This is a genomic window from Meridianimarinicoccus aquatilis (assembly GCF_004358675.1).
GTDB lineage: Bacteria > Pseudomonadota > Alphaproteobacteria > Rhodobacterales > Rhodobacteraceae > Meridianimarinicoccus > Meridianimarinicoccus aquatilis.
Map to the genome: position 1 here is coordinate 1 of NZ_SMZO01000045.1, position 17,865 is coordinate 17,865.

The 17,865-nt window shown below is 53.9% G+C and carries 22 protein-coding genes; 18 read left to right on the top strand and 4 right to left on the bottom strand.

Going from position 1 to position 17,865, the window contains the following annotated elements; translation table 11 throughout:
* Window positions 1–55 precede the first annotated feature (55 nt).
* From E2L05_RS15620 to E2L05_RS15670, 11 genes are all read left to right on the top strand, one after another.
* Window positions 56–766, top strand: a complete 711-nt coding sequence (locus E2L05_RS15620) for an IS6 family transposase (protein ID WP_133343683.1) — start codon at window positions 56–58, stop codon at window positions 764–766.
* 60 nt (window positions 767–826) lie between these two features.
* Window positions 827–919, top strand: a complete 93-nt coding sequence (locus E2L05_RS15625) for a type II toxin-antitoxin system RelE/ParE family toxin (RefSeq protein WP_133343837.1) — start codon at window positions 827–829, stop codon at window positions 917–919.
* The gene (locus E2L05_RS15630; protein ID WP_133343817.1) at window positions 916–1,209 is read left to right on the top strand and encodes an XRE family transcriptional regulator; all 294 of its coding nucleotides are present in this window, start codon (window positions 916–918) and stop codon (window positions 1,207–1,209) included. The genes E2L05_RS15625 and E2L05_RS15630 overlap by 4 nt, the downstream gene beginning before the upstream one ends.
* A 303-nt stretch (window positions 1,210–1,512) precedes the next feature.
* The gene (locus tag E2L05_RS15635) at window positions 1,513–2,613 is read left to right on the top strand and encodes a DUF262 domain-containing protein (protein ID WP_133343818.1); all 1,101 of its coding nucleotides are present in this window, start codon (window positions 1,513–1,515) and stop codon (window positions 2,611–2,613) included.
* Window positions 2,606–3,235, top strand: a complete 630-nt coding sequence (locus E2L05_RS15640) for an MAE_28990/MAE_18760 family HEPN-like nuclease (RefSeq protein ID WP_133343819.1) — start codon at window positions 2,606–2,608, stop codon at window positions 3,233–3,235. Before E2L05_RS15635 ends, E2L05_RS15640 begins: the two co-directional genes overlap by 8 nt.
* Before the next feature lie 295 nt (window positions 3,236–3,530).
* Window positions 3,531–5,354 carry a hypothetical protein gene (locus tag E2L05_RS15645; protein WP_133343820.1) on the top strand — a complete coding sequence of 608 codons (1,824 nt, stop codon included), beginning with the start codon at window positions 3,531–3,533 and terminating at the stop codon, window positions 5,352–5,354.
* A gap of 317 nt (window positions 5,355–5,671) precedes the next feature.
* Window positions 5,672–6,268 carry a tyrosine-type recombinase/integrase gene (locus E2L05_RS15650; protein WP_243722009.1) on the top strand — a complete coding sequence of 199 codons (597 nt, stop codon included), beginning with the start codon at window positions 5,672–5,674 and terminating at the stop codon, window positions 6,266–6,268.
* Complete coding sequence (locus E2L05_RS21265; RefSeq protein ID WP_133343822.1) at window positions 6,186–6,488, top strand: WGR domain-containing protein; 303 nt, start codon at window positions 6,186–6,188, stop codon at window positions 6,486–6,488. Before E2L05_RS15650 ends, E2L05_RS21265 begins: the two co-directional genes overlap by 83 nt.
* A gap of 185 nt (window positions 6,489–6,673) precedes the next feature.
* Window positions 6,674–6,904, top strand: a complete 231-nt coding sequence (locus E2L05_RS15660) for a hypothetical protein (RefSeq protein WP_133343823.1) — start codon at window positions 6,674–6,676, stop codon at window positions 6,902–6,904.
* A 75-nt stretch (window positions 6,905–6,979) separates the two neighbouring features.
* Window positions 6,980–8,089, top strand: coding sequence for a radical SAM protein (locus E2L05_RS15665; RefSeq protein WP_133343824.1), 1,110 nt, complete (start codon window positions 6,980–6,982; stop codon window positions 8,087–8,089).
* On the top strand, window positions 8,076–10,220 hold the full coding sequence (locus E2L05_RS15670; protein ID WP_133343825.1) for a peptide arginase family protein: 2,145 nt from the start codon (window positions 8,076–8,078) through the stop codon (window positions 10,218–10,220). Before E2L05_RS15665 ends, E2L05_RS15670 begins: the two co-directional genes overlap by 14 nt.
* Before the next feature lie 232 nt (window positions 10,221–10,452).
* On the opposite strand, the gene E2L05_RS15675 is transcribed toward E2L05_RS15670, so the two are convergent.
* Window positions 10,453–11,301 (bottom strand): cation diffusion facilitator family transporter, encoded by an 849-nt coding sequence (locus E2L05_RS15675; RefSeq protein WP_074637870.1) that lies wholly within the window; start codon window positions 11,299–11,301, stop codon window positions 10,453–10,455.
* Between the two features lie 63 nt (window positions 11,302–11,364).
* Here E2L05_RS15675 and E2L05_RS15680 point away from each other — a divergent pair, with 63 nt between their 5' ends.
* Window positions 11,365–11,715: an ArsR/SmtB family transcription factor gene (locus E2L05_RS15680; protein WP_074637868.1), complete on the top strand. Its 351-nt coding sequence runs from the start codon at window positions 11,365–11,367 to the stop codon at window positions 11,713–11,715.
* 4 nt (window positions 11,716–11,719) lie between these two features.
* Here E2L05_RS15680 and E2L05_RS15685 read toward each other — a convergent pair whose 3' ends face one another.
* Window positions 11,720–12,655: a cation diffusion facilitator family transporter gene (locus E2L05_RS15685; RefSeq protein WP_074637867.1), complete on the bottom strand. Its 936-nt coding sequence runs from the start codon at window positions 12,653–12,655 to the stop codon at window positions 11,720–11,722.
* Between the two features lie 74 nt (window positions 12,656–12,729).
* Here E2L05_RS15685 and E2L05_RS15690 point away from each other — a divergent pair, with 74 nt between their 5' ends.
* From E2L05_RS15690 to E2L05_RS15705, 4 genes are all read left to right on the top strand, one after another.
* The gene (locus E2L05_RS15690) at window positions 12,730–13,155 is read left to right on the top strand and encodes a MerR family transcriptional regulator (protein WP_074637865.1); all 426 of its coding nucleotides are present in this window, start codon (window positions 12,730–12,732) and stop codon (window positions 13,153–13,155) included.
* A 114-nt stretch (window positions 13,156–13,269) separates the two neighbouring features.
* On the top strand, window positions 13,270–13,581 hold the full coding sequence (locus E2L05_RS15695; RefSeq protein ID WP_123592692.1) for a hypothetical protein: 312 nt from the start codon (window positions 13,270–13,272) through the stop codon (window positions 13,579–13,581).
* 93 nt (window positions 13,582–13,674) lie between these two features.
* On the top strand, window positions 13,675–14,169 hold the full coding sequence (locus E2L05_RS15700) for a DUF411 domain-containing protein (RefSeq protein WP_074637863.1): 495 nt from the start codon (window positions 13,675–13,677) through the stop codon (window positions 14,167–14,169).
* Window positions 14,166–14,630: a c-type cytochrome gene (locus E2L05_RS15705; protein WP_074637861.1), complete on the top strand. Its 465-nt coding sequence runs from the start codon at window positions 14,166–14,168 to the stop codon at window positions 14,628–14,630. The genes E2L05_RS15700 and E2L05_RS15705 overlap by 4 nt, the downstream gene beginning before the upstream one ends.
* 60 nt (window positions 14,631–14,690) lie before the next feature.
* Here the strand turns inward: E2L05_RS15705 and E2L05_RS15710 are convergent, their stop codons facing one another.
* On the bottom strand, window positions 14,691–14,963 hold the full coding sequence (locus E2L05_RS15710; protein WP_074637859.1) for a metal-sensitive transcriptional regulator: 273 nt from the start codon (window positions 14,961–14,963) through the stop codon (window positions 14,691–14,693).
* 80 nt (window positions 14,964–15,043) lie between these two features.
* Here E2L05_RS15710 and E2L05_RS15715 point away from each other — a divergent pair, with 80 nt between their 5' ends.
* Both E2L05_RS15715 and E2L05_RS15720 read left to right on the top strand, forming a co-directional pair.
* Window positions 15,044–15,595 (top strand): DUF305 domain-containing protein, encoded by a 552-nt coding sequence (locus E2L05_RS15715; RefSeq protein ID WP_243722011.1) that lies wholly within the window; start codon window positions 15,044–15,046, stop codon window positions 15,593–15,595.
* A gap of 17 nt (window positions 15,596–15,612) precedes the next feature.
* Window positions 15,613–16,401 carry a MauE/DoxX family redox-associated membrane protein gene (locus E2L05_RS15720; protein ID WP_083350928.1) on the top strand — a complete coding sequence of 263 codons (789 nt, stop codon included), beginning with the start codon at window positions 15,613–15,615 and terminating at the stop codon, window positions 16,399–16,401.
* Window positions 16,402–16,540: 139 nt separating this feature from the next.
* On the opposite strand, the gene E2L05_RS15725 is transcribed toward E2L05_RS15720, so the two are convergent.
* Complete coding sequence (locus E2L05_RS15725) at window positions 16,541–17,425, bottom strand: ArdC family protein (RefSeq protein ID WP_133343826.1); 885 nt, start codon at window positions 17,423–17,425, stop codon at window positions 16,541–16,543.
* Between the last annotated feature and the right edge of the window lie 440 nt (window positions 17,426–17,865).

Here is a 17,865-nt window from a genome sequence, read left to right on the forward strand (position 1 = left end):
GGGACTGTTGCATTAGCTTCGTTTCGTAGCGACGATGTGGCTTTGGAGGTTCTCGATGCCGCATAAATCACCGTTCAAGCACCATCGTTTTCCACGTGAGATCATCCTGTGCGCCGTACGCTGGTATCTGCGCTTCCCGCTGTCCTACCAAGATGTTGTGGATCTTCTGGCGGAGCGCGGCGTCAACGTCGATCGGTCGACCGTGTATCGCTGGGTCCAGAAGTTTGGCCCGGAGCTGACGCGGCGCACCGAACGGCATCTGCGCCGCGGCAGCGTTGATTGGCATGTGGACGAAACGTATATCCGCGTCGGCGGCAAGTGGCGCTACCTCTGGCGCGCGATCGATGCCAACGGGCAGATGGTTGACTTTCGGCTGACCGCAAGACGCGATGCGAAGGCCGCGAAAGCCTTTCTTTGCAAGGCGATCGAGCGCGTGCGGCTCCACCGGCCGGTAACAATCTGCACCGACAAGGCACACGCCTACCGGCGCGTCATCCGCGAGATCAACCACCGATATGACCCGCACTTCGACAGCATCCGTCACATTGACCGGAAATGGCGAAACAACCTGATCGAGAGCGACCACGCCGCAATGAAACGGCTCCTTGGCTATCGCCAGAGTTTCCGCTCGCTCCGATCCGCCAAAGCGACCCTCAGCGGAGTCGAAACGATTCGGACCATCAAACGCGGCCATATCCACCACAAACAACCCGGCGTCAGAGGCGAGATTGAATTCATCGCCAGCCTCTTCAAAACCGCCACGTAACCACCTGTGCCATCAGGGAAAGCTCAACACGCGCAAATTAACGCAACAGTCCCCGGTGAGATGGTGCTTTTGCATGGTTTCATCAAGAAGACCCAGAAGACGCCAAAGGCCGATCTCGACCTTGCGAAGAAGAGAATGAAAGGTTTGAAATGACCAATGATGTAGAAAAGGGCAGGGTGGGCAGCTCCTTCGAGGATTTCCTCAAGGCTGAGGGCACCTATGAAGCGACAGTCGATCAGGCGGTGAAGCGCGTTCTAGCCTATCAGCTTGCGGAAGCGATGGAGACGCAAGGCATCACTAAGGTCGCGATGGCAAAGAAGCTCGAAACCAGCCGGTCACAGTTGGATCGTATTCTTGACCCGAATAATGAAAGCGTGACGCTCGGCTTGCTGGCGCGTGCCGCCCATATTGTTGGCCGTAAGTTGCGCCTCGAACTGCAATAACCGTCGCGAGGACATACAAGATCGCCAGCGGCTGCATGACATCGTGCATCACTCAAAACAGATGCGAAAATGTGCTAATGTGGGTTTGTGTAAAAGCGGGCCATGCTCTTGGTGCTCAAGCCAAGCATCCCTGATCTTCCAGACAACGCGTTATCACACAGTCGGGGCAGGGATGCCGTTCAATCCAAGCGCTACCACTTAACATAGAAGGGCTTATGCGCCTATTCCGTTCACAACCGTCTCGAACCTTCCGAACCTGAGCACAACCAAGTAGTGTGATCGGAAATCATACTTGGGGCAGACATGCTAAAATCAGAGATCGAAGTTGCAAAGCGGACAGTTAACACCGACACAGTGCGAATAACACTCGGCGAGGTCAGCAATATGTACAGCTCGGAAGAGCTGAACATCCTCCCTGATTTTCAACGACTATTTCGTTGGACAAATGACAGGAAGTCAAACTTCATAGAATCCATCCTAATCGGCATCCCAATCCCCCCGGTGTTTGTCTATGAAAATGAGGACGGTACTTGGGAGCTAGTTGACGGCTTGCAGCGAATTTCAACAGTATTGGAGTTTATGGGTGTCTTGAAGGACGTGGACACTGGCGAATGTCTACGTTCGCGACTTCAAAAGACAAAGTATTTGCCGTCATTGCAAGATAGCGTCTGGGAAAAGAAAGAAGATGGAGAAGTCCAGTTTGAGAAGTCGCTGCAGCTTTTCTTTAGACGGGCAAGAATTGAATTTCAGATGCTCAAACACCCAAGCGATACTAAAACTAAGTTCGATCTTTTCCAACGCCTTAACCGCGGTGGGGCATATGCCAACGAACAGGAGGTTCGGTCCTGTTCTATGGTGCTCGCAAATAAGAAATTTACGAAAGCGATCCGCCAACTGGCACAAAGTGCAAGCGCAACATCAGTTTTCCAGATATCAGCATCTCAAAAAGAGAAACAGCGCGATGTTGAGTACGTCGTTCGCCTGATTGCGCATACATTTGTCGAGTATGATACAAGCTTGGACGTTCAAGAGTTTTTGGACTCAGCCATTGTCAGCGTTCTGAGCAATCAGGATCAGGATCATGTTATCGAGACCGTCTCATGGGCAATAGATATCTTGAATGAGGCTTGTGGCGAAAAGGCTCTCATCCCGTCTGATGATGCGCCAGATGGTATTGCAGGCAGATTTTCTCTTCGAGCTTTGGAAGCAATAGCCGTCGGGATTGCTCGGAACAAAGGAAGCATTGAGACTCTAGCTGCTCCAAAGCAGTTCGTTTCGGACCAAATTGAAGCGTTTTGGCACCAGCCCGAGGTACCTGAGATGAGTGCCTCCGGACTTCGTGGAACAGTAAGACTTCAGCGCACCATTCCGTTTGGAGCGCAATGGTTTACACCCAATGCGTGAGCTTGACGACTATTTTGATGAGATAGATGCAGCTCGAATCCGACGAGTTAAGGAACTTTCCGAAGTTAAGAGATCATTTGAACGGATTTCTGAAGACGACGCGCTCGGAGTTGCTTCAAAGGCAACCGTTGTCCTTGCTTATGCAAACTGGGAGGGGTTCTATAATGAATGTGTTCGCGCGTATCTCAGTTTCCTTGTCGAGCGTGGTGGAAAGGTCAAAGACCGAGACTGGATGCTTCTCGTAAGTGCATTTCACGCAGATTTTGAGAGCATGCGTGATCGAAACCACTCTCCTGAAGCACGGTTCTCGTTTGTCCAAAACCTCCGCTCAAAGATTGATTGCGGCTTTGAGGTGATAAACCCGAAAACAGTCGAGGCTCGTTCAAATCTAGATTTTTCGCGCCTATCGGAAAACTATGGACTTCTCAATTTTGACCTCTCCCAAATGCAAAGGATGCGCAACCGACTGGATAAGGAACTAGTTGGTTGGCGTCATGCTGTCGCTCACGGTGACTCTCCAGACCTGACAGAATTAGACATGCAGGATCATGTCGACTTTACAGCTTCACTCCTGATGCTGATCGCTGATCAGTTTCAATTTGCCATGCTGGATAGAGTATAGACTTGCGGTATGGTGCGTAAGTCATGGGTCTGCGACCACGCGGGTCACTTCAGTGAGATCAATAGGGTAGGGTGGTGCGCAAGTCTGGTGCGACTCGCCAAGGCCCGTTTTACAGAATGGGTCATAGTGTAAAACACTTGAGCCGCCCGTGTTGCCGACGAAAAAACTCAGGTGGGGCAGCTCTCCGCCGATGCCGGAAAAAACTTGCTCATCCATCGAATAAACGTGATCTTAACGTCACCCGATAGGCCCATCGGACCAATAATCGCGTACAAGTGGTTTGCTGGAGGATCCAATGCGAAATTCTATTCTTTTTTCTTCACTGTTTTCCCTCATATTCTTAGCATTTCCTGGCTTTGCCCAATCATGCCCGAACAGGGTCGCACAGGCTTTCAATTGGAAAGATTGCAGCAAATCTACCATTCAGGCTTACGAGAGGCTTCAAGGCGATGTCTCCGTCCGCGATGCGGGTTTGGCTACGCGGAACCTGACGGAGTTTTCTCTGGCCGAAGTTGAAAAGACGCCAAAACTGGGTTATTCGACATTGCGGTACCGGTTGCTGGAACAGTCCGGCGTCAATGCTGTTCAGCTAAGCAGAAAAGAGGCGAATTTTGCGGAACGGTCCCTTCTGGACTGGATGAAGCGGATCTTCGTGGCAGAAAACTCCACCTATCTGGTCTCGGTTGACGTCTATGTCCCTGATCAGACCGAAGCGGATGGGCAACGGCTGGTTGCACATACCCCAATTTTTTCAGTGATAAACGGAGAAAGCTTTAAGACCTCGAACAACGAGGTGGATATCAACTACAACGGACAAATTGGCTTCCCTCGCAAGAGCGACGAAAAATTATCTGTCGAGATCAACGTGCGTCAGGCCAAGTCTACAACGGTGACAACGGAGGAGTTGAAGAAGCTCTTCGGACTGGCCCAGGCCGTTGCAGAGCCCTTTGCGAATGCCTCTTCCGGCGGTGTCGCCAGCCTAGTTGATGGTACCCTCACCACGTCTGTGGATGGACTACTTGATCAAATCGACACTTTTCTGGGAGAGTTTGAAGCAAAGAGCGATCTGAGCCAGCAATTTCAGCTGTCGAAAATCGGCGGCGAGTATGACTCTGCATTATTTGACTTTTTTGCCCCCGGTATTGTCTACAAGGATCCCTTGGCAGGCGTGAAAGCCGGGCGGATCAAGCTCAAAGTCTATCTGGACTATCAAGAATCCCTACTTGCTGCCGACAAAAGCTACGCTTTTGGCGATATCGTGGCCAAGAAAATTCATTTCAGCGGCACGACGCTTTACAGTCTCAATAACTTCCTGGTGAACCATTTGGAGTCGCGCGATCAATGGGGCGCTCGATATAATCCCGATCGGGATTTGGGGGCCTTGTGCCGCAGCATGGGCGCTGCGCTTCGCAGCAAACTGATCGCGCGGGATGTATATGTGGCGACATCTGCATTGGTCGCGACTGAACGCGCAGCATTTCAGTCCGGCTGGGATGCCACCGACTGTTATGGCGCGGATGGGTTCACTTTTATGGCGGAAGGCTACAAAATGGTTGATCCCACTAGGGCGGCCCAAGCTCCGGTAACAAAAACGGAACTGAGTTTCGAGGCACAGAAAGCCTTGCCTGAAAAGTTGACAACGTGGCTCAGAGGCGGATTAGCGTCTGAATTCGCAGACGACGTGAGCGGGCAAGTTGCAGACAAAATGGCTGAAGAAGTCTCGGTCTTAGATGCTGATGGCCTTTTCTTCGGGTCGCCTGGTGTCAAAGTGGAAGTTGCACCGGGCAGCCTGATCCGCCTGTTGCTTGCCAAGGACCGCGGTTTTCTAAACGGTCACGGGTTTGGCTGTTACAATGGGAACCTCTATGACTATGAAGAATTTGGGAATGACTTTGGCTCATTGGCGGTGGTCAATGGGCGAACGATGGAGTTCATCTGGAGATACCGTGAAGAAGCCGCCAGTACCTCAGACGCTTGGCTCGAAGAGCTGGTAGTCCGGGAGCTAGATAGTGATACGCTTTCAAAGTACAATCTCAAAAGCAGCGGAGAGGTTTGCGGGGGCAAAAATGGCTTCAATCCATGGAGCTATCAGGCCGAAACCGTGGCCTTGAACCAGTAGAGCTCCCTGATCTAACAGTGTTGTAGATCAGGGTACATCAGCCTACCACGTCGCCGGGATCGGGCTTTGCCTTTGAATAAAAAACCTTCAGATATTTGATCAACGCGGCGCACTGGCCGTGGCTCCGCTTCGGGCTGTCAAAAGTCATTGAGTACAATTTGGGCAGAGATCCGCTTCATCGCGCACTAATGTCCCTTAACACTATTAGTAATAGTGTTAAGGGATCTCGCGCCAATCACCCGCAAGAGTGGGCGACAACGCGAGGATTTCGCTTCGTCGCTTAACGGTTTTCGGGTAAACTGTTAAATATGAGCGAAATGACCCTCTATGACAGTGCTGGAAACCGCCTCTATCTCAATGCCGAAGAGCGGGCAGCCTTCCTGGCCATGGCACGGCGGCAGCCTGCCCGCGACCGCACCCTCTGCGAGACGCTGCACTATACCGGCTGTCGGCCTTCCGAGCTTCTGGAGATCACGCCAGCTCGCGTTGATCTATCAGGGGGTACGATTGCCATTCGCAGCCTCAAGAAGCGCAAGGACGCATCGGGCACCGCCAAAATCGTCTACAGGAGCGTTCCAGTGCCGCCCGACTACCTGGACACCCTAAACACCGCCCATGGCATTCGTGAGGCTCAGAAGTCACGCAAACAGGCGGGTGCACCCATCTGGCCGCTCAGCCGGGTACGGGTCTGGCAGATCGTCAAGCGGATCATGATCGAGGCGGGCCTCCCGGATGCCCCGCACCGGAGCCCCAAGGGTTTGCGCCATGGGTTCGGCATCAACGCCACGGTGAACGGCATTCCACTGCACATGCTCCAGAAGTGGATGGGACATGCCCAGCTCAGCACCACGGCAATCTACGCCGACGCTGTGGGCAAGGAAGAACAAGACATCGCAGCCAGGATGTGGGGGTAGGGGTAAGCATCTGACAAAGTCAGAACCAGACGCCAATATGCACAGGTTCTATCACATGCAGATCGTGCCCGGTCTCTTTGGCGACTGGGGCCTCGTGCGTAACTGGGGGCGCATTGGGAGTTCCGGTCAGCTGCGGACCGACTGGTTCGATACTGAAGCAGAAGCAAAGGACGCCCGCCATGAGCTGCACATGGAGAAGGCAAAGCGCGGCTACGAGTAGCCGGTCAGAAACGTGCCAAAACGCCGAAGGTTCTGCCTCGGCGTTTTGGCACCACTAAATCGTTGCTCTTCAGCGCCGTAGCGGGTCGGGTCCCGTTGGCGCAACCAAGTTTGCAGGAAAATTTTTTTCTATGCTAACATTCTCCACTACCTTACAATGAGTCTAGTACAAGAAGGACTAATATCATGCGCTTTAAGGTAGACCCCAACAAGATGCGAGAACTGATCCTATCCGGACAAGTCAAATTGGACGTTCAATCGAATGGGATTGTCGATGGAATATCCGAAGACGACCTTCTGCAATCATTGAGCGAATACGCAGACGTTGCCGCTGCAAAGCCAGCAGATTTTGATCGGGATTTTGACCGCGGGCGTGAAGGATACGATCGCGACTTTGATCGTACTGTTTCGCGCTAAATGGGGCGCCAGAACTATTTGAGCGCGCTAGGCGACAGGTTACAGTACGCACATCAGCACAGACCGATCGACTATATGTTAGTAAAGCTGGCAACAAGGTGTAACCTGTCCTGCAACTATTGCTATTGGTTTCGAGATGAAGATGTCTACCAAAAACCACCTAAGCTTACGGAGGAAGCGCAGCATTTTTGGCTAACATCCTTAAGACGTCACATTCTTAAGTACAGATTAAAAAGCTTCAAGTTTCTATTCCACGGCGGCGAGCCTCTACTGTTTGGCACGAGCCGATTCCATACATTGATGGCGGATTTAGACGGGTTGTCTAAAGATCTAGATTGTTTTTTTCATTACTCCATTACGACCAACGCTGTTCTTCTTGACGAGGATTGGCTAAGCATTTTTCGGCATTATAGAGTAAATATAACTGTAAGCCTCGACGGCCCACCCCAACTGAACGACCATCGACGGCCCGACCTGAAAGGCCAAGGAAGCTACACTCGAACCCTAAATGGCATTCGGCTTCTGCAAGCAGCTAAGATGGACTTTGGCCTACTTGCCGTTGCAGACCCCAGTTCGAGTCCACGACTGGTAGTCGATCATTTTGTTGATGATCTAAATGTAACTTCTTTTGATATTTTAATTCCTGACGCATGTCATGACGACGACCCTCAGCCAATTGGTGACTATTTCGTGATGCTATTTGACTATTTGAATCAAAGGCAACTTGGTAATGCCTCAGGCAGGAGATTATACAAGAATATTGTGCGAGGATTGCTCGGAGCGCCGACTGCCACGGAATCTATTGGATTTGGTCCAATATCAACCTGCACACTTCTTACCGATGGAGCGATCGAAGCCCTCGATGTGGTTAGAATAACCGGCACAGGCTCTACTCGATCCACAATAAACGTCATGACTAACGAGATTCAAGATATCACCACAGACCCATTGTGGCTTGAATTGCTTTATGCAAGCACTCACTTGCCTGATAAATGTGGAGAATGTTGCTTTTCCAATTCATGTGGCGGCGGCCATATTTCTAGTAGATGGAATAACTTGAATAGGTTTGACCGGGAATCAGTGTACTGCGAAAGTCTAATTCAACTAAATCATCATATATGGGACTATCTTGTTTGTCGTCTTGGAATTCAAGAAATCATTGGTGTATTAGATGAATCAAATTGATCTAGATCATTCCCGGTGGATAGAGCAATCTCATCCAGTAAGTCATTTTATTTGCGAGGATTTTATAACAGATAGTTACCGCAAACTCATTATTTCTTGGCTGGACGACACAGCATACTGGTCACGAAATACCTCCACGTTCTATGATCAATTTAATGCAAAAATAGATCGCCGAGAAGCAAGCCCTGTATCTAAATTATTTTCCCTTGAAAAGAAAATTTCTGAGCTGGCGAGCCATTTTTCGGGTGTCTCGTTTTTATCCAGGATCAAGATTTCGGTGAACCGCCTGGTTCCGGGGCAAAGGATAGATTTTCACACCGACAACCCAATAAAGGACTACGAAACGCACCGCTTTATTGTCGGATTGAGTAATTCGTCGCCTGAAGACGACGGTCTTTTCTTGTTAAATAATACCAGTGATATTTCTGTAGAGAATTTGCCCACGGCCTATAAATTGAGCGACGGAGCGGCAGTTTTTCTCCCGCTTGGACCCACTAGCTTTCATGCGGTAACTCCACTTCAACATCAAGTTCGATACACGCTTGTTATTTCTCTTTGGTCGAAGAGTGCAAAATCTATAGAGGAAAATATCTTAGAGCAAAACATGGGAACTGCACTAGTAAATAGAACGTCCAAAGGTAAATCTTTTTCGTCACAGATTAGAACTTTGGTTGAAGTTCTGCCTACACGTGAGACCGAGCGACTCCCTTCACTGATACCACATCTTGTCGGAACCTATGAGGTTCTGCGCCGGTATACCGACGACGAAATTATTCAATCAGCAGGGCTTTTTCATTCTGCGCTTGGCACATGTGATTTGCACTTGGATTATGAGAAAAATGCTAGAAAATCTCTTGCCAAGGCAGTCGGAAATGATGTTGAAAGTTTAATTGCTGACTACTCTACATTAGATAAAAAATGTTTTAGAGATCGCGTTATTAAGTCTGCTTTGTCCGTTAACTCAAAATTCACGTTGTCAACGCTAGATTTAGACCTTCTTCGCTTGGATGTTGCGAACGAAGTAGAGCAGATTTCTAGATTTCCAATAAGTTATTCTACTGTTTTCTATGTAAGGCTAGCGGCAAAGCTTCTTGACTGGGACCTCGATCAGTTCATCGAAAAATCTTACAGAGCACACGTTTTAGTATCAAAAAATTTGGCGCCCAAGTCCGCAACCGGAACTCTTGAGCTGGTGGCGTCTACATTTTCTGATCACTCCGTTGGCGCTATCCAACATATCGATAATAGCAAGACACTATTTATTAAAAACAGAACAGAATATGAGAAATACCGCGACCCTGGGTTGAGAGATAATTATAGTAGTTTGGGGCTCAGATCGGCTGACCTTCCACTTCGAGTGTCTGGTAATTTTGCAGAACTCGAAAACTCTATACTCTGTGTGAATCATAGCATAGCTTTGTTTGCGTGGAGCAATTTTTGTTCGCCAAGTGAAAAAGCCAAGTTAGTTCATTTCGATTCGCATAGTGATCTAGGAGCTCCACGTCTAGAATATTTGGGGCAGGGTCACTTTAAGTCGCATATATTGGGAAAGATTTATGATTTTAACTGCCCTACAGATTGTTTGGACGCTGTGTCGGATGGATGCGTTACGATAGGAAGCTTCATTATCCCGGCGGTGTTGATGGGGTGGATTAGCGAGATTATATGGATCAGCCAGTACCATGGGAGTCAGCCCTGCAGAAGCAGGTTACATATTGGGCATAGAGTTGATGAGACTATTACTGGAGACCCAATTGTATTGACTTCTGAGTGGAGTGATAATCCTAGTAAAAGTGAATTCGTTAACGAAATCGCGTCAATTAGCGTAACTAGATGCAAATCGGCAGACTTTCTGAATCAAGTCGATTTTGAAAGCCGGGGTGTCATCCTCGATGTTGATCTGGATTACTTCTGCAATAGATATGACGATAAAGCAAAATGCTTTTGTGAGTCTTGTAGGCCAAACCTGATCGCGAAAAAACTTGACGAGGTTCTTTCATTCGAGAGCGGCCTTGAAGGGACTCGACTACTGAGTACTTGGGCTCTGTCTCCGGGATTTTTTGATTCGCGACATGCTTCGTTGTTTTTTGATAGAAGTGAATTCCGTGATGAAGAAATTTGTTGGATATAGAAACGAGTGAAGGGGAAATACCCGCAAGGTTTTTTATTTAGCATTACCATAATGAACATTATAGGTCACAAATATTGACCTAAACTCCCTCATCCCTCGCCGCCAAAAACCTGTCAGAACAACGCGGGTTTTGCCATGGGGTTTTGACTTGGCCAAACCGTTGAATTGCCGATGTGCGGTTGGAGCAGTCAAAATGGACCGTTTTCGACATCATAAATTGTGTCTGCCTCTCCTATTCTTCCGCCAAATCACTCCGCGCATCGCGGATAATCATCCACGACGAATGCAGGAACAGCCCTGCAATGGCGAAAGCAACAATCAGGTCGGGCCAGGCGCTGCCGAGCCAAGCGACCAGCCCAGCGGCGATTACTACGGCGAGATTGCCGATGGCGTCGTTGCGCGAAAAAAGCCAGACGGCCCGCATATTGGCATCCCCCTTGCGGTGCTTCAGCAGCGGCAGCACCGCGAGAATGTTCACGATCAGCGCCCCTACAGCGAAGGCTCCCATCAACCCGGCTTCGGGCGTCGTCTGGTTGAGAACGCGCCAAAACGTGCTGCCGACAACGCCAAGCCCCAGAAGCCCCAAAAACACGCCCTGGATCATCGCGGATCGTGCCCGCCATGTCAGGCTCCAGCCGATGGCGAGCAGGCCCAAGAAGGTGATCGCACCGTCCCCGAGGAAATCGAGCGCATCCGCTTTCAGTGCCTGCGATCCGGACAGGAACCCACCGAACATCTCGACTACGCCGTAGCCGAGATTGAGCAGGACCACGATCCAGAGCGCGCGGCGATAGCTTGGGTCCTTGTAGGCCGGATCGGACGATGTATCACCGTCCTCCATCTTCTCGAAACCGTAGCCGGTGGCGTCGAGGGCGGGCTGCACTTTCGGCAGGTCGGCCTCCGCGATCCGCAATGTCATGACATGGGTGGCAGCCGATACTTTCACATCGCCTTCGGCCACACCCGCCGACCGGGCCGCGCGTTCGATCTCGGCGGCGTCCTTGGCGCAGTCCATGCCCTGCACCCGCATCCGGATCGGCGAGGATGCTGTTGGAAATGTGCTGTTCTCGGCCTGGTTCATGTGTAATTCTCTTCAAGTTAACGGGCGAAAGATGTCGCCAATAACGTATCAGTGGATAATGATATGACGGCGAGAGACATTCAAGACGATCTTTCGGCATCCAACGCCCTGGAGCTGAGGGCAAAGCTCTTCCGGGGCTTAAGTGATCCAAGCCGCCTTGCCATCCTTAATGCGCTGGTATCGGGCGAACGCAGCGTACAGGAAATCGTCGCTCACTCGGGCTTGGGGCAGCCCAATGTCTCGAACCATCTGCGATGCCTGCTCGACTGCGGGCTGGTCAGCCGCCGCACCGAAGGTCGATTTGTTCGGTATCGCCTGGCAGACAGGCGGGTCGCCAGCCTGATCCACGATGCGGATCGGCTTCTTGCTGCGACGGGGGCCGGGATCGACACCTGCGAGCGCTACACAGAATAGTCGCTCATCCGTGCCGCTCCTCGCCATGCCCGCGCCCGCCGAACTCGGACGGGTCATCGCAGGCGTGGCGCGCGCATTCCAGCTCCAGCGTCGTGTGCTCGATGTCAAAGCGGTCGGCCAGTGCGGTTTTGATCCGGTCCTTCAACGCGTCGGCTTCGCTCCAGCGACCCTCGGCGATGACGATATGGGCGTCCAGCGCGGCGCGGTGTTCGTCCATCTGCCAGAAGTGCGCATGGTGAATCCCGGTCACGCCGTCAATGCCGCGCACGGTATCGAGGACGGCCTTTGTCTCTAATTCGGGCGGCGAACCCAACATCAGGATACGGATCACGGGGCCGATCTCGCGGAAAGATTGCCAGAGGATGTAGCCCGCAATCAGCACGGTCACGAGCGGGTCGATCAGCCGCCAGTCAAAGAGTAGGATCAAGGTGCCCGCAACGATAACGGCGACTGAGCCGAGCGCGTCGGCCACGTTATGCAGGAACGCCGCGCGGATGTTCACGCTGGATTTCGACATGGCGTAGGTCAACGCGGCGGTCGCTGCGTCCACGATCAGCGCAATGCCCGCGATGATGACGATGAGCCAGCCCTCGACGGGTTGCGGGTCGGCAAAGCGCATCGCCGCTTCATAGAGCAGGTAGAGTCCGATCACGATCAGCGTGGTGTAATTAATGAGCGCGGCCACGACCTCAACCCGGCCATAGCCAAAGGTCATCTCCGCGTCTCGTGGCCGCCGCGCGATCTTGCGCGCGCCGAACGCAATGATGAGCGATATCGCGTCTGAGAAGTTGTGCAGCGCATCTGCAATCAACGCGAGCGAGCCGGACAAGATACCGCCGACGATCTGCGCGACCGTCAGGCCAATGTTGACAGCGATGGCGGCGACGACCCGGCGGTCGCCTGCTTCAGGATCGACGTGGTGATGGTGACCGTGCCCCATGTTGCAAAACCCTTTCGATTCGTCTTGGTTCCAGATAGATACGATCTACAGCGACTGTAGGTTCAAGGGGTAACATGAAGGAATATTCTATCGGGCAGATGTCTCGCCGGACGGGCGTAAAGGTGACGACGATCCGCTATTACGAAAGCCGGGGGTTGATCCCGTCGCCAGCGCGCACGACAGGCGGGCAGAGGCGCTACGATGAGGCGGCGCTCGAACGGCTCGCCTTCCTGCGCCACGCACGGGAACTGGGCTTTGGTCTCGAAGATATTGCCGATCTGATGGCTTTGGCCGAAGCGCCTGCCGAAGACTGTGCCCCCGCCCATGAGATCGCGCGCAAACAACTCGCGGCGGTAGACCGACGCCTGACTATTCTCGCGCAGCTTCGCCAAGAACTCGCACGGATGGCTGAGGCAGACGATCCAGGGCGGGCGGGGGAGTGCCGCGTCATTGAGGTTCTGGGGGATCACCGGCTCTGTATCGGCGCGCATGAAGCGTAAGGGAAAAACGGTGGGTGAGGCTGATGGTCGAAAACACGCACATTGATGGCCGCGACGGAATGTATCGCAGCTTGCAGCTTGCAAATATCCATATACCCCATGTAGGTATTCGGCATGGGTTTGATCCGACTTCTTCTCGTCGTCATAGCAACGCTGTCCGCTTCGGTTTCTGGAGTGATGGACGCAGGCCATGCGGCTATTGTGGAGCATGGCCACGCATCCGCAGAAATGGCCAACGATAAACCGGTTTGCTGTTCGGAAAGCTCTGAGCGCTCCCAAACCTGCCATGTCCTGCCTGCGTTGGTTCCTGGTACAGACGACCATGATGCCGGTCCCGCTACTTGCGAGGATGTATTCTTCGGTGCTGGCCTGCTGCTGACAGGTATTGAGCCTTCCGGCCCTCTTGATCCACCCCGCGTGGTGTGATGCCCTTCTGCGTCCATCGGGATGCAGCATCCAAATCTGCAATCACACCAGAACGGGCTTTGCCCGTGCGTAATCCTATCGAGAGGAAAAGACATGAAACCGATCAAGACACTACTCGCCTTCACGCCCGCCGCCGCACTTGCGCTTAGTCTCGCCTCATTTGGCGCAGCTGGTATGGCCCACGCTGATAATCATTCCGGCTTGGCCGATCACGGCACGATGCACGTGACCAAAAGCCCCACCTGTGGCTGTTGCGGTGCCTGGGTCGCCTTGGCGCGCGAGGAAGGCTTTGACATTGAGGTCACGGACACCCGCGATGTCACCAGCGTGAAGCTGGAAAACGATGTGCCAGGCACGATGTGGTCCTGCCATACCGCGATGATCGACGGCTATGTGGTCGAAGGCCATGTGCCGTTCGCGGCACTAGCGAAACTGCTGGAAGAACGTCCCGAGATTGCCGGTATCGCGGTTCCAGGAATGCCCGGTGGCTCCCCCGGCATGGGGAACGATCATACCGCGCGGTACGATGTGCTGGCCTTCGGTGGCGACGCAGGTGAGGGCGAGGTCTTCTATCAGGCCGGTCTGTGAATCGGATTGTAGCGCTCGGTTTGGGGGCAGCGGTTCTTGCGGGAGCCGCTGCCCTCGCCTTCGGGTGGGGCACCTCGGCACCGGCCCAGACCGTGCTGATGCCGTCCGACCCGGACGTGGTGGCACTGGGACAGGCGGTCTACGTCGAGAACTGCGCCTCGTGCCACGGTGCGAACCTCGACGGTCAGCCGAACTGGCGGTCGCCCGGCCCGGACGGGCGGCTCCCTGCACCGCCGCATGATGAAACCGGGCATACGTGGCACCATGACGGCGACACGCTGTTTCAGCTGACCAAATACGGGACCGGGGCTTTGATCGGCGATCCTGACTACCAATCCAATATGCCGATCTATGAAGGCGTCCTGACGGATGAAGAGATCATCGCTGTCCTCAGCTACATCAAGTCAACATGGCCGCAGGACATCCGCGACCATCACGACGCATTGGCGAACAGACAGTGACGCCTGGCACGCTGGCCGTCTCAATGATGTTCTGCCAAAGACGAGCGCTCGACTAAAAATTTACCGTGACGCCTTTTGTAAAAGCCCGATCAGCTCATCGAACTTGGCGCGCTGTTCTTCCGGGTCGCCGCTTTCGATCGCAGCCTCGACGCAGTGCTCCGCGTGTTGTTCGAGGATCAGCTTTTCGACCCCAAGAACCGCAGACCGGATCGCCGCCGTCTGCGCCAGAATGTCCATGCAGTAACGGTCGCTTTCGACCATTTTGGCGACCCCACGCACCTGTCCTTCGAGCCGTGACAGACGGTCCAGCGTTTTATCCTTGTTGGCCTTCATGCGGCGGCGCTCCCTTTTTTGGAACCTTTGGCTGACATTTTCGTTGTATACCCCATATGGGTATATTGAAGAGGCAGACAATGGCACATCAGGACGACACTACAATGGTTTCGCACAACGCGCATCATGATAGCAAAACCGGCAAAGGCAGTGGCTATGGCCGGTTCTTTGCAATGATCGGCGCGTCGACAGTGGTGATGTATGGCCTGATGTATCTCAACACATATGCCCTCGATCACGTCTTCTTCTCGCAGACGCGAATGTGGATGGCGCTCTACATGGGCGGGATGATGGCGATCATCATGCTCGCTTTCATGCTGGGCATGTATTCCAACCGGAAAACCAACATCGCGATCTTTGCAGGCGCAGCCATCGCCTTTGCCGCCGGGATTTACCTCGTTCGGTCGCAGGACACGGTGGGCGACGTGGCGTGGATGAAAGCGATGATCCCGCACCATTCCATCGCGATCCTGACCAGCGAACGAGCCAATATTTCCGACCCTCGGGTACGCGAGCTGGCCGATGCAATCATCGAGGCACAGCGCAGCGAGATCGCGGAAATGCAGCGATACATCGCAGACATTGAAGAAAATGGGGATGCGGCCCCCGGCACATCTCGAACAGAACCCTGAGACAAAGGAAGCCAATCATGCCAAAGGATACTCGCGACGTTGCAAACGTAACGACCGACCCTGTCACCGCCGCGACCGGAAAGACTGCCGTTCTCTACCGCATGGCACTGCCGAACCATCTGTGTCCGGCAGGGCAGAAAGCGCGCTGGCTTCTGAAGTCCAAAGGCTATGATGTCGATGATCGACTGTTCCGCGAGCGCCCCGAAGTGGATGCGTTCAAAGAGGAATATGGCGTCCCTACGACCCCGCAAGTGTGGATCGAAGGTAAGCGCGTCGGTGGCTATGATGCCCTGCGCCAGAAGCTCACCGATTACGATCCCGACGCGACGACCTACACGCCGGTGATCTACCTCTTCGCGGTCGCCGCCGCGACGGCGCTCGCGCTGTCCATCAGCTTTCTCGGCACGATCTCGTGGCAGACGCTCGGTTGGTTCATCTCCGTCTCGATGATCCTGCTGGGTATGCAGAAATTGCGCGACATCGAAGGCTTCACGACGATGTTCCTCAACTACGACCTGCTCGCGCGGAAGTGGGTGCCCTATGCCTATGTCTATCCGTGGGTTGAGACGGGGGCAGGTATCCTGATGACGGGCATGCTGCTGACCCCGCTTGCCGCTCCTGCGGCGCTTTTTATCGCCACAGTGGGTGCCGCAAGCGTGATCAAGGCCGTCTATATCGACAAGCGGGAACTGAAATGCGCCTGCGTGGGCGGCAACTCGAACGTGCCGCTCGGGTTCGTGAGCCTCACCGAAAACCTGATGATGATGGGCATGGCCATCGTCATGCTAGTCCAGATCATAGTCTGAAGCCGGTTTGAGCAAAAAAGGCTTTGATTTGTCGCACGAAGCGCCGACCCTGAAAACGCCCCATTATCGTAATTGAACCGCCACGCAATAAAGCCCCCGTCTGCTGACGGGGGCTCCGATCATTTGCCCGCGCTTGCCGTTACTCGGCGGCCATCCGGTCGGCCTGCGCGGTGCGCTCCATGATATAATCCACGGCCTTCTGCGCCTCTGAGGCGGCGCGGAAAATCGCGCGGCTGTTTTCCTTCATTGCGTCCAGCCAGCCCTCAACATACGCGGCGCTCTGGTCGAATTCAGGCTCCACGCCGATCTGCGCGCAAAGCATGCAATTTCCGATTTCCGCGACTAACTCTTCGAACGCATAGGCCTTGCGGTCGTTGAACCGGCCCAAGCGGTCCAGCCGCTTTGTCGCGCCTGTCCAGTGAATTGTCTCATGGGCCAAGGTGCCAAAATACCCCGCCGCCCGATAAAACGTGCCAATCGGCGGCATGTGAATGCGGTCGGTCTTGATGTTGTAATACGCGCGCGGCTCCTCGGTCACGTCGATCTGCGCGCCGGTCGCGGCAAAGAATGCCTCCAGCTCGGGATCGGCCACGGTGCCAAGATCACGGGGCGGATCGGGCAGGATGTAGAATTCAGCGGGCAAGCCCTCGATCTGGTCTGCGTTGAACACACGATAAGCACGGGCATAGGGAATCTGACGGTCCTCGCCGTTCTCGTCCTCGCGCTCGACAGTGCCGTATTTCACGACCGTAGCGGACTTCTCGCCCTTGCGGACATGGCCCCCCAGTTGCTTCGCCTGATTGAACGTCATCCAGCGGGCTGAGCTGTAGTCCTTCGCCATCGCCGCCGCCCAAAGCATCAGGATATTGATGCCCCGATAGGCTTCCCCGTTGAACCGTTCTGGCAAGCTGACCGAAACCCCGCCTCCGGTCCACGGCTTGCGCCACGGCGGCGTTCCGGCCTCGATCTGCGCGATGATCTGATTTGTGACATGGGAATAAACGTCAAACTTCTCTGCGGTCATTTGTGACCCTCCTTCGCGTGACGCGGGCCGGGTCTCTTTCCCTTTCCGCCGATGGGCGGGCCTTCCTGTTCTGATCTTTGGAATGCCCATGCATTCCGAAGGGCAGAGCAGGTAAGGGCAAAGCCCGTCCTGCGGCCTGACGGGGCCGTGACAACCGGGTGGAGGGCGTGAATTTGGGAGGGAACCGCGCGCCTGCGCGTGGGAGGAACCGGGATTCTCGACCGGAACCGACGCCCTCGGGCGGCGCTTGCCGGTTTTCCCGGACCTGCCGGGATGGCAGGCGGATCAATAGAATTTGGAAACTGTCAGGGTTGGGGTGAGCGGGCGTCAGCCCGTCGATGCCCTGCCCTGTCTATCGCTCGAAGCGAGACCGGCGCACTGCCGGGATCACAGCTATGCTTTTGCAGCATACGCGTCGTCTTGCCTGTCCGGTGTGCGGA

Coding starts and splice junctions, on each gene's coding strand:
- E2L05_RS15620 (WP_133343683.1), top strand. CDS start 56: ATGCCGCATAAATCACCGTTCAAGCACCATCGTTTTCCACGTGAGATC.
- E2L05_RS15625 (WP_133343837.1), top strand. CDS start 827: ATGGTGCTTTTGCATGGTTTCATCAAGAAGACCCAGAAGACGCCAAAG.
- E2L05_RS15630 (WP_133343817.1), top strand. CDS start 916: ATGACCAATGATGTAGAAAAGGGCAGGGTGGGCAGCTCCTTCGAGGAT.
- E2L05_RS15635 (WP_133343818.1), top strand. CDS start 1,513: ATGCTAAAATCAGAGATCGAAGTTGCAAAGCGGACAGTTAACACCGAC.
- E2L05_RS15640 (WP_133343819.1), top strand. CDS start 2,606: ATGCGTGAGCTTGACGACTATTTTGATGAGATAGATGCAGCTCGAATC.
- E2L05_RS15645 (WP_133343820.1), top strand. CDS start 3,531: ATGCGAAATTCTATTCTTTTTTCTTCACTGTTTTCCCTCATATTCTTA.
- E2L05_RS15650 (WP_243722009.1), top strand. CDS start 5,672: ATGACCCTCTATGACAGTGCTGGAAACCGCCTCTATCTCAATGCCGAA.
- E2L05_RS21265 (WP_133343822.1), top strand. CDS start 6,186: ATGCCCAGCTCAGCACCACGGCAATCTACGCCGACGCTGTGGGCAAGG.
- E2L05_RS15660 (WP_133343823.1), top strand. CDS start 6,674: ATGCGCTTTAAGGTAGACCCCAACAAGATGCGAGAACTGATCCTATCC.
- E2L05_RS15665 (WP_133343824.1), top strand. CDS start 6,980: ATGTTAGTAAAGCTGGCAACAAGGTGTAACCTGTCCTGCAACTATTGC.
- E2L05_RS15670 (WP_133343825.1), top strand. CDS start 8,076: ATGAATCAAATTGATCTAGATCATTCCCGGTGGATAGAGCAATCTCAT.
- E2L05_RS15675 (WP_074637870.1), bottom strand. CDS start 11,301: ATGAACCAGGCCGAGAACAGCACATTTCCAACAGCATCCTCGCCGATC.
- E2L05_RS15680 (WP_074637868.1), top strand. CDS start 11,365: ATGACGGCGAGAGACATTCAAGACGATCTTTCGGCATCCAACGCCCTG.
- E2L05_RS15685 (WP_074637867.1), bottom strand. CDS start 12,655: ATGGGGCACGGTCACCATCACCACGTCGATCCTGAAGCAGGCGACCGC.
- E2L05_RS15690 (WP_074637865.1), top strand. CDS start 12,730: ATGAAGGAATATTCTATCGGGCAGATGTCTCGCCGGACGGGCGTAAAG.
- E2L05_RS15695 (WP_123592692.1), top strand. CDS start 13,270: ATGGGTTTGATCCGACTTCTTCTCGTCGTCATAGCAACGCTGTCCGCT.
- E2L05_RS15700 (WP_074637863.1), top strand. CDS start 13,675: ATGAAACCGATCAAGACACTACTCGCCTTCACGCCCGCCGCCGCACTT.
- E2L05_RS15710 (WP_074637859.1), bottom strand. CDS start 14,963: ATGAAGGCCAACAAGGATAAAACGCTGGACCGTCTGTCACGGCTCGAA.
- E2L05_RS15715 (WP_243722011.1), top strand. CDS start 15,044: ATGGCACATCAGGACGACACTACAATGGTTTCGCACAACGCGCATCAT.
- E2L05_RS15720 (WP_083350928.1), top strand. CDS start 15,613: ATGCCAAAGGATACTCGCGACGTTGCAAACGTAACGACCGACCCTGTC.
- E2L05_RS15725 (WP_133343826.1), bottom strand. CDS start 17,425: ATGACCGCAGAGAAGTTTGACGTTTATTCCCATGTCACAAATCAGATC.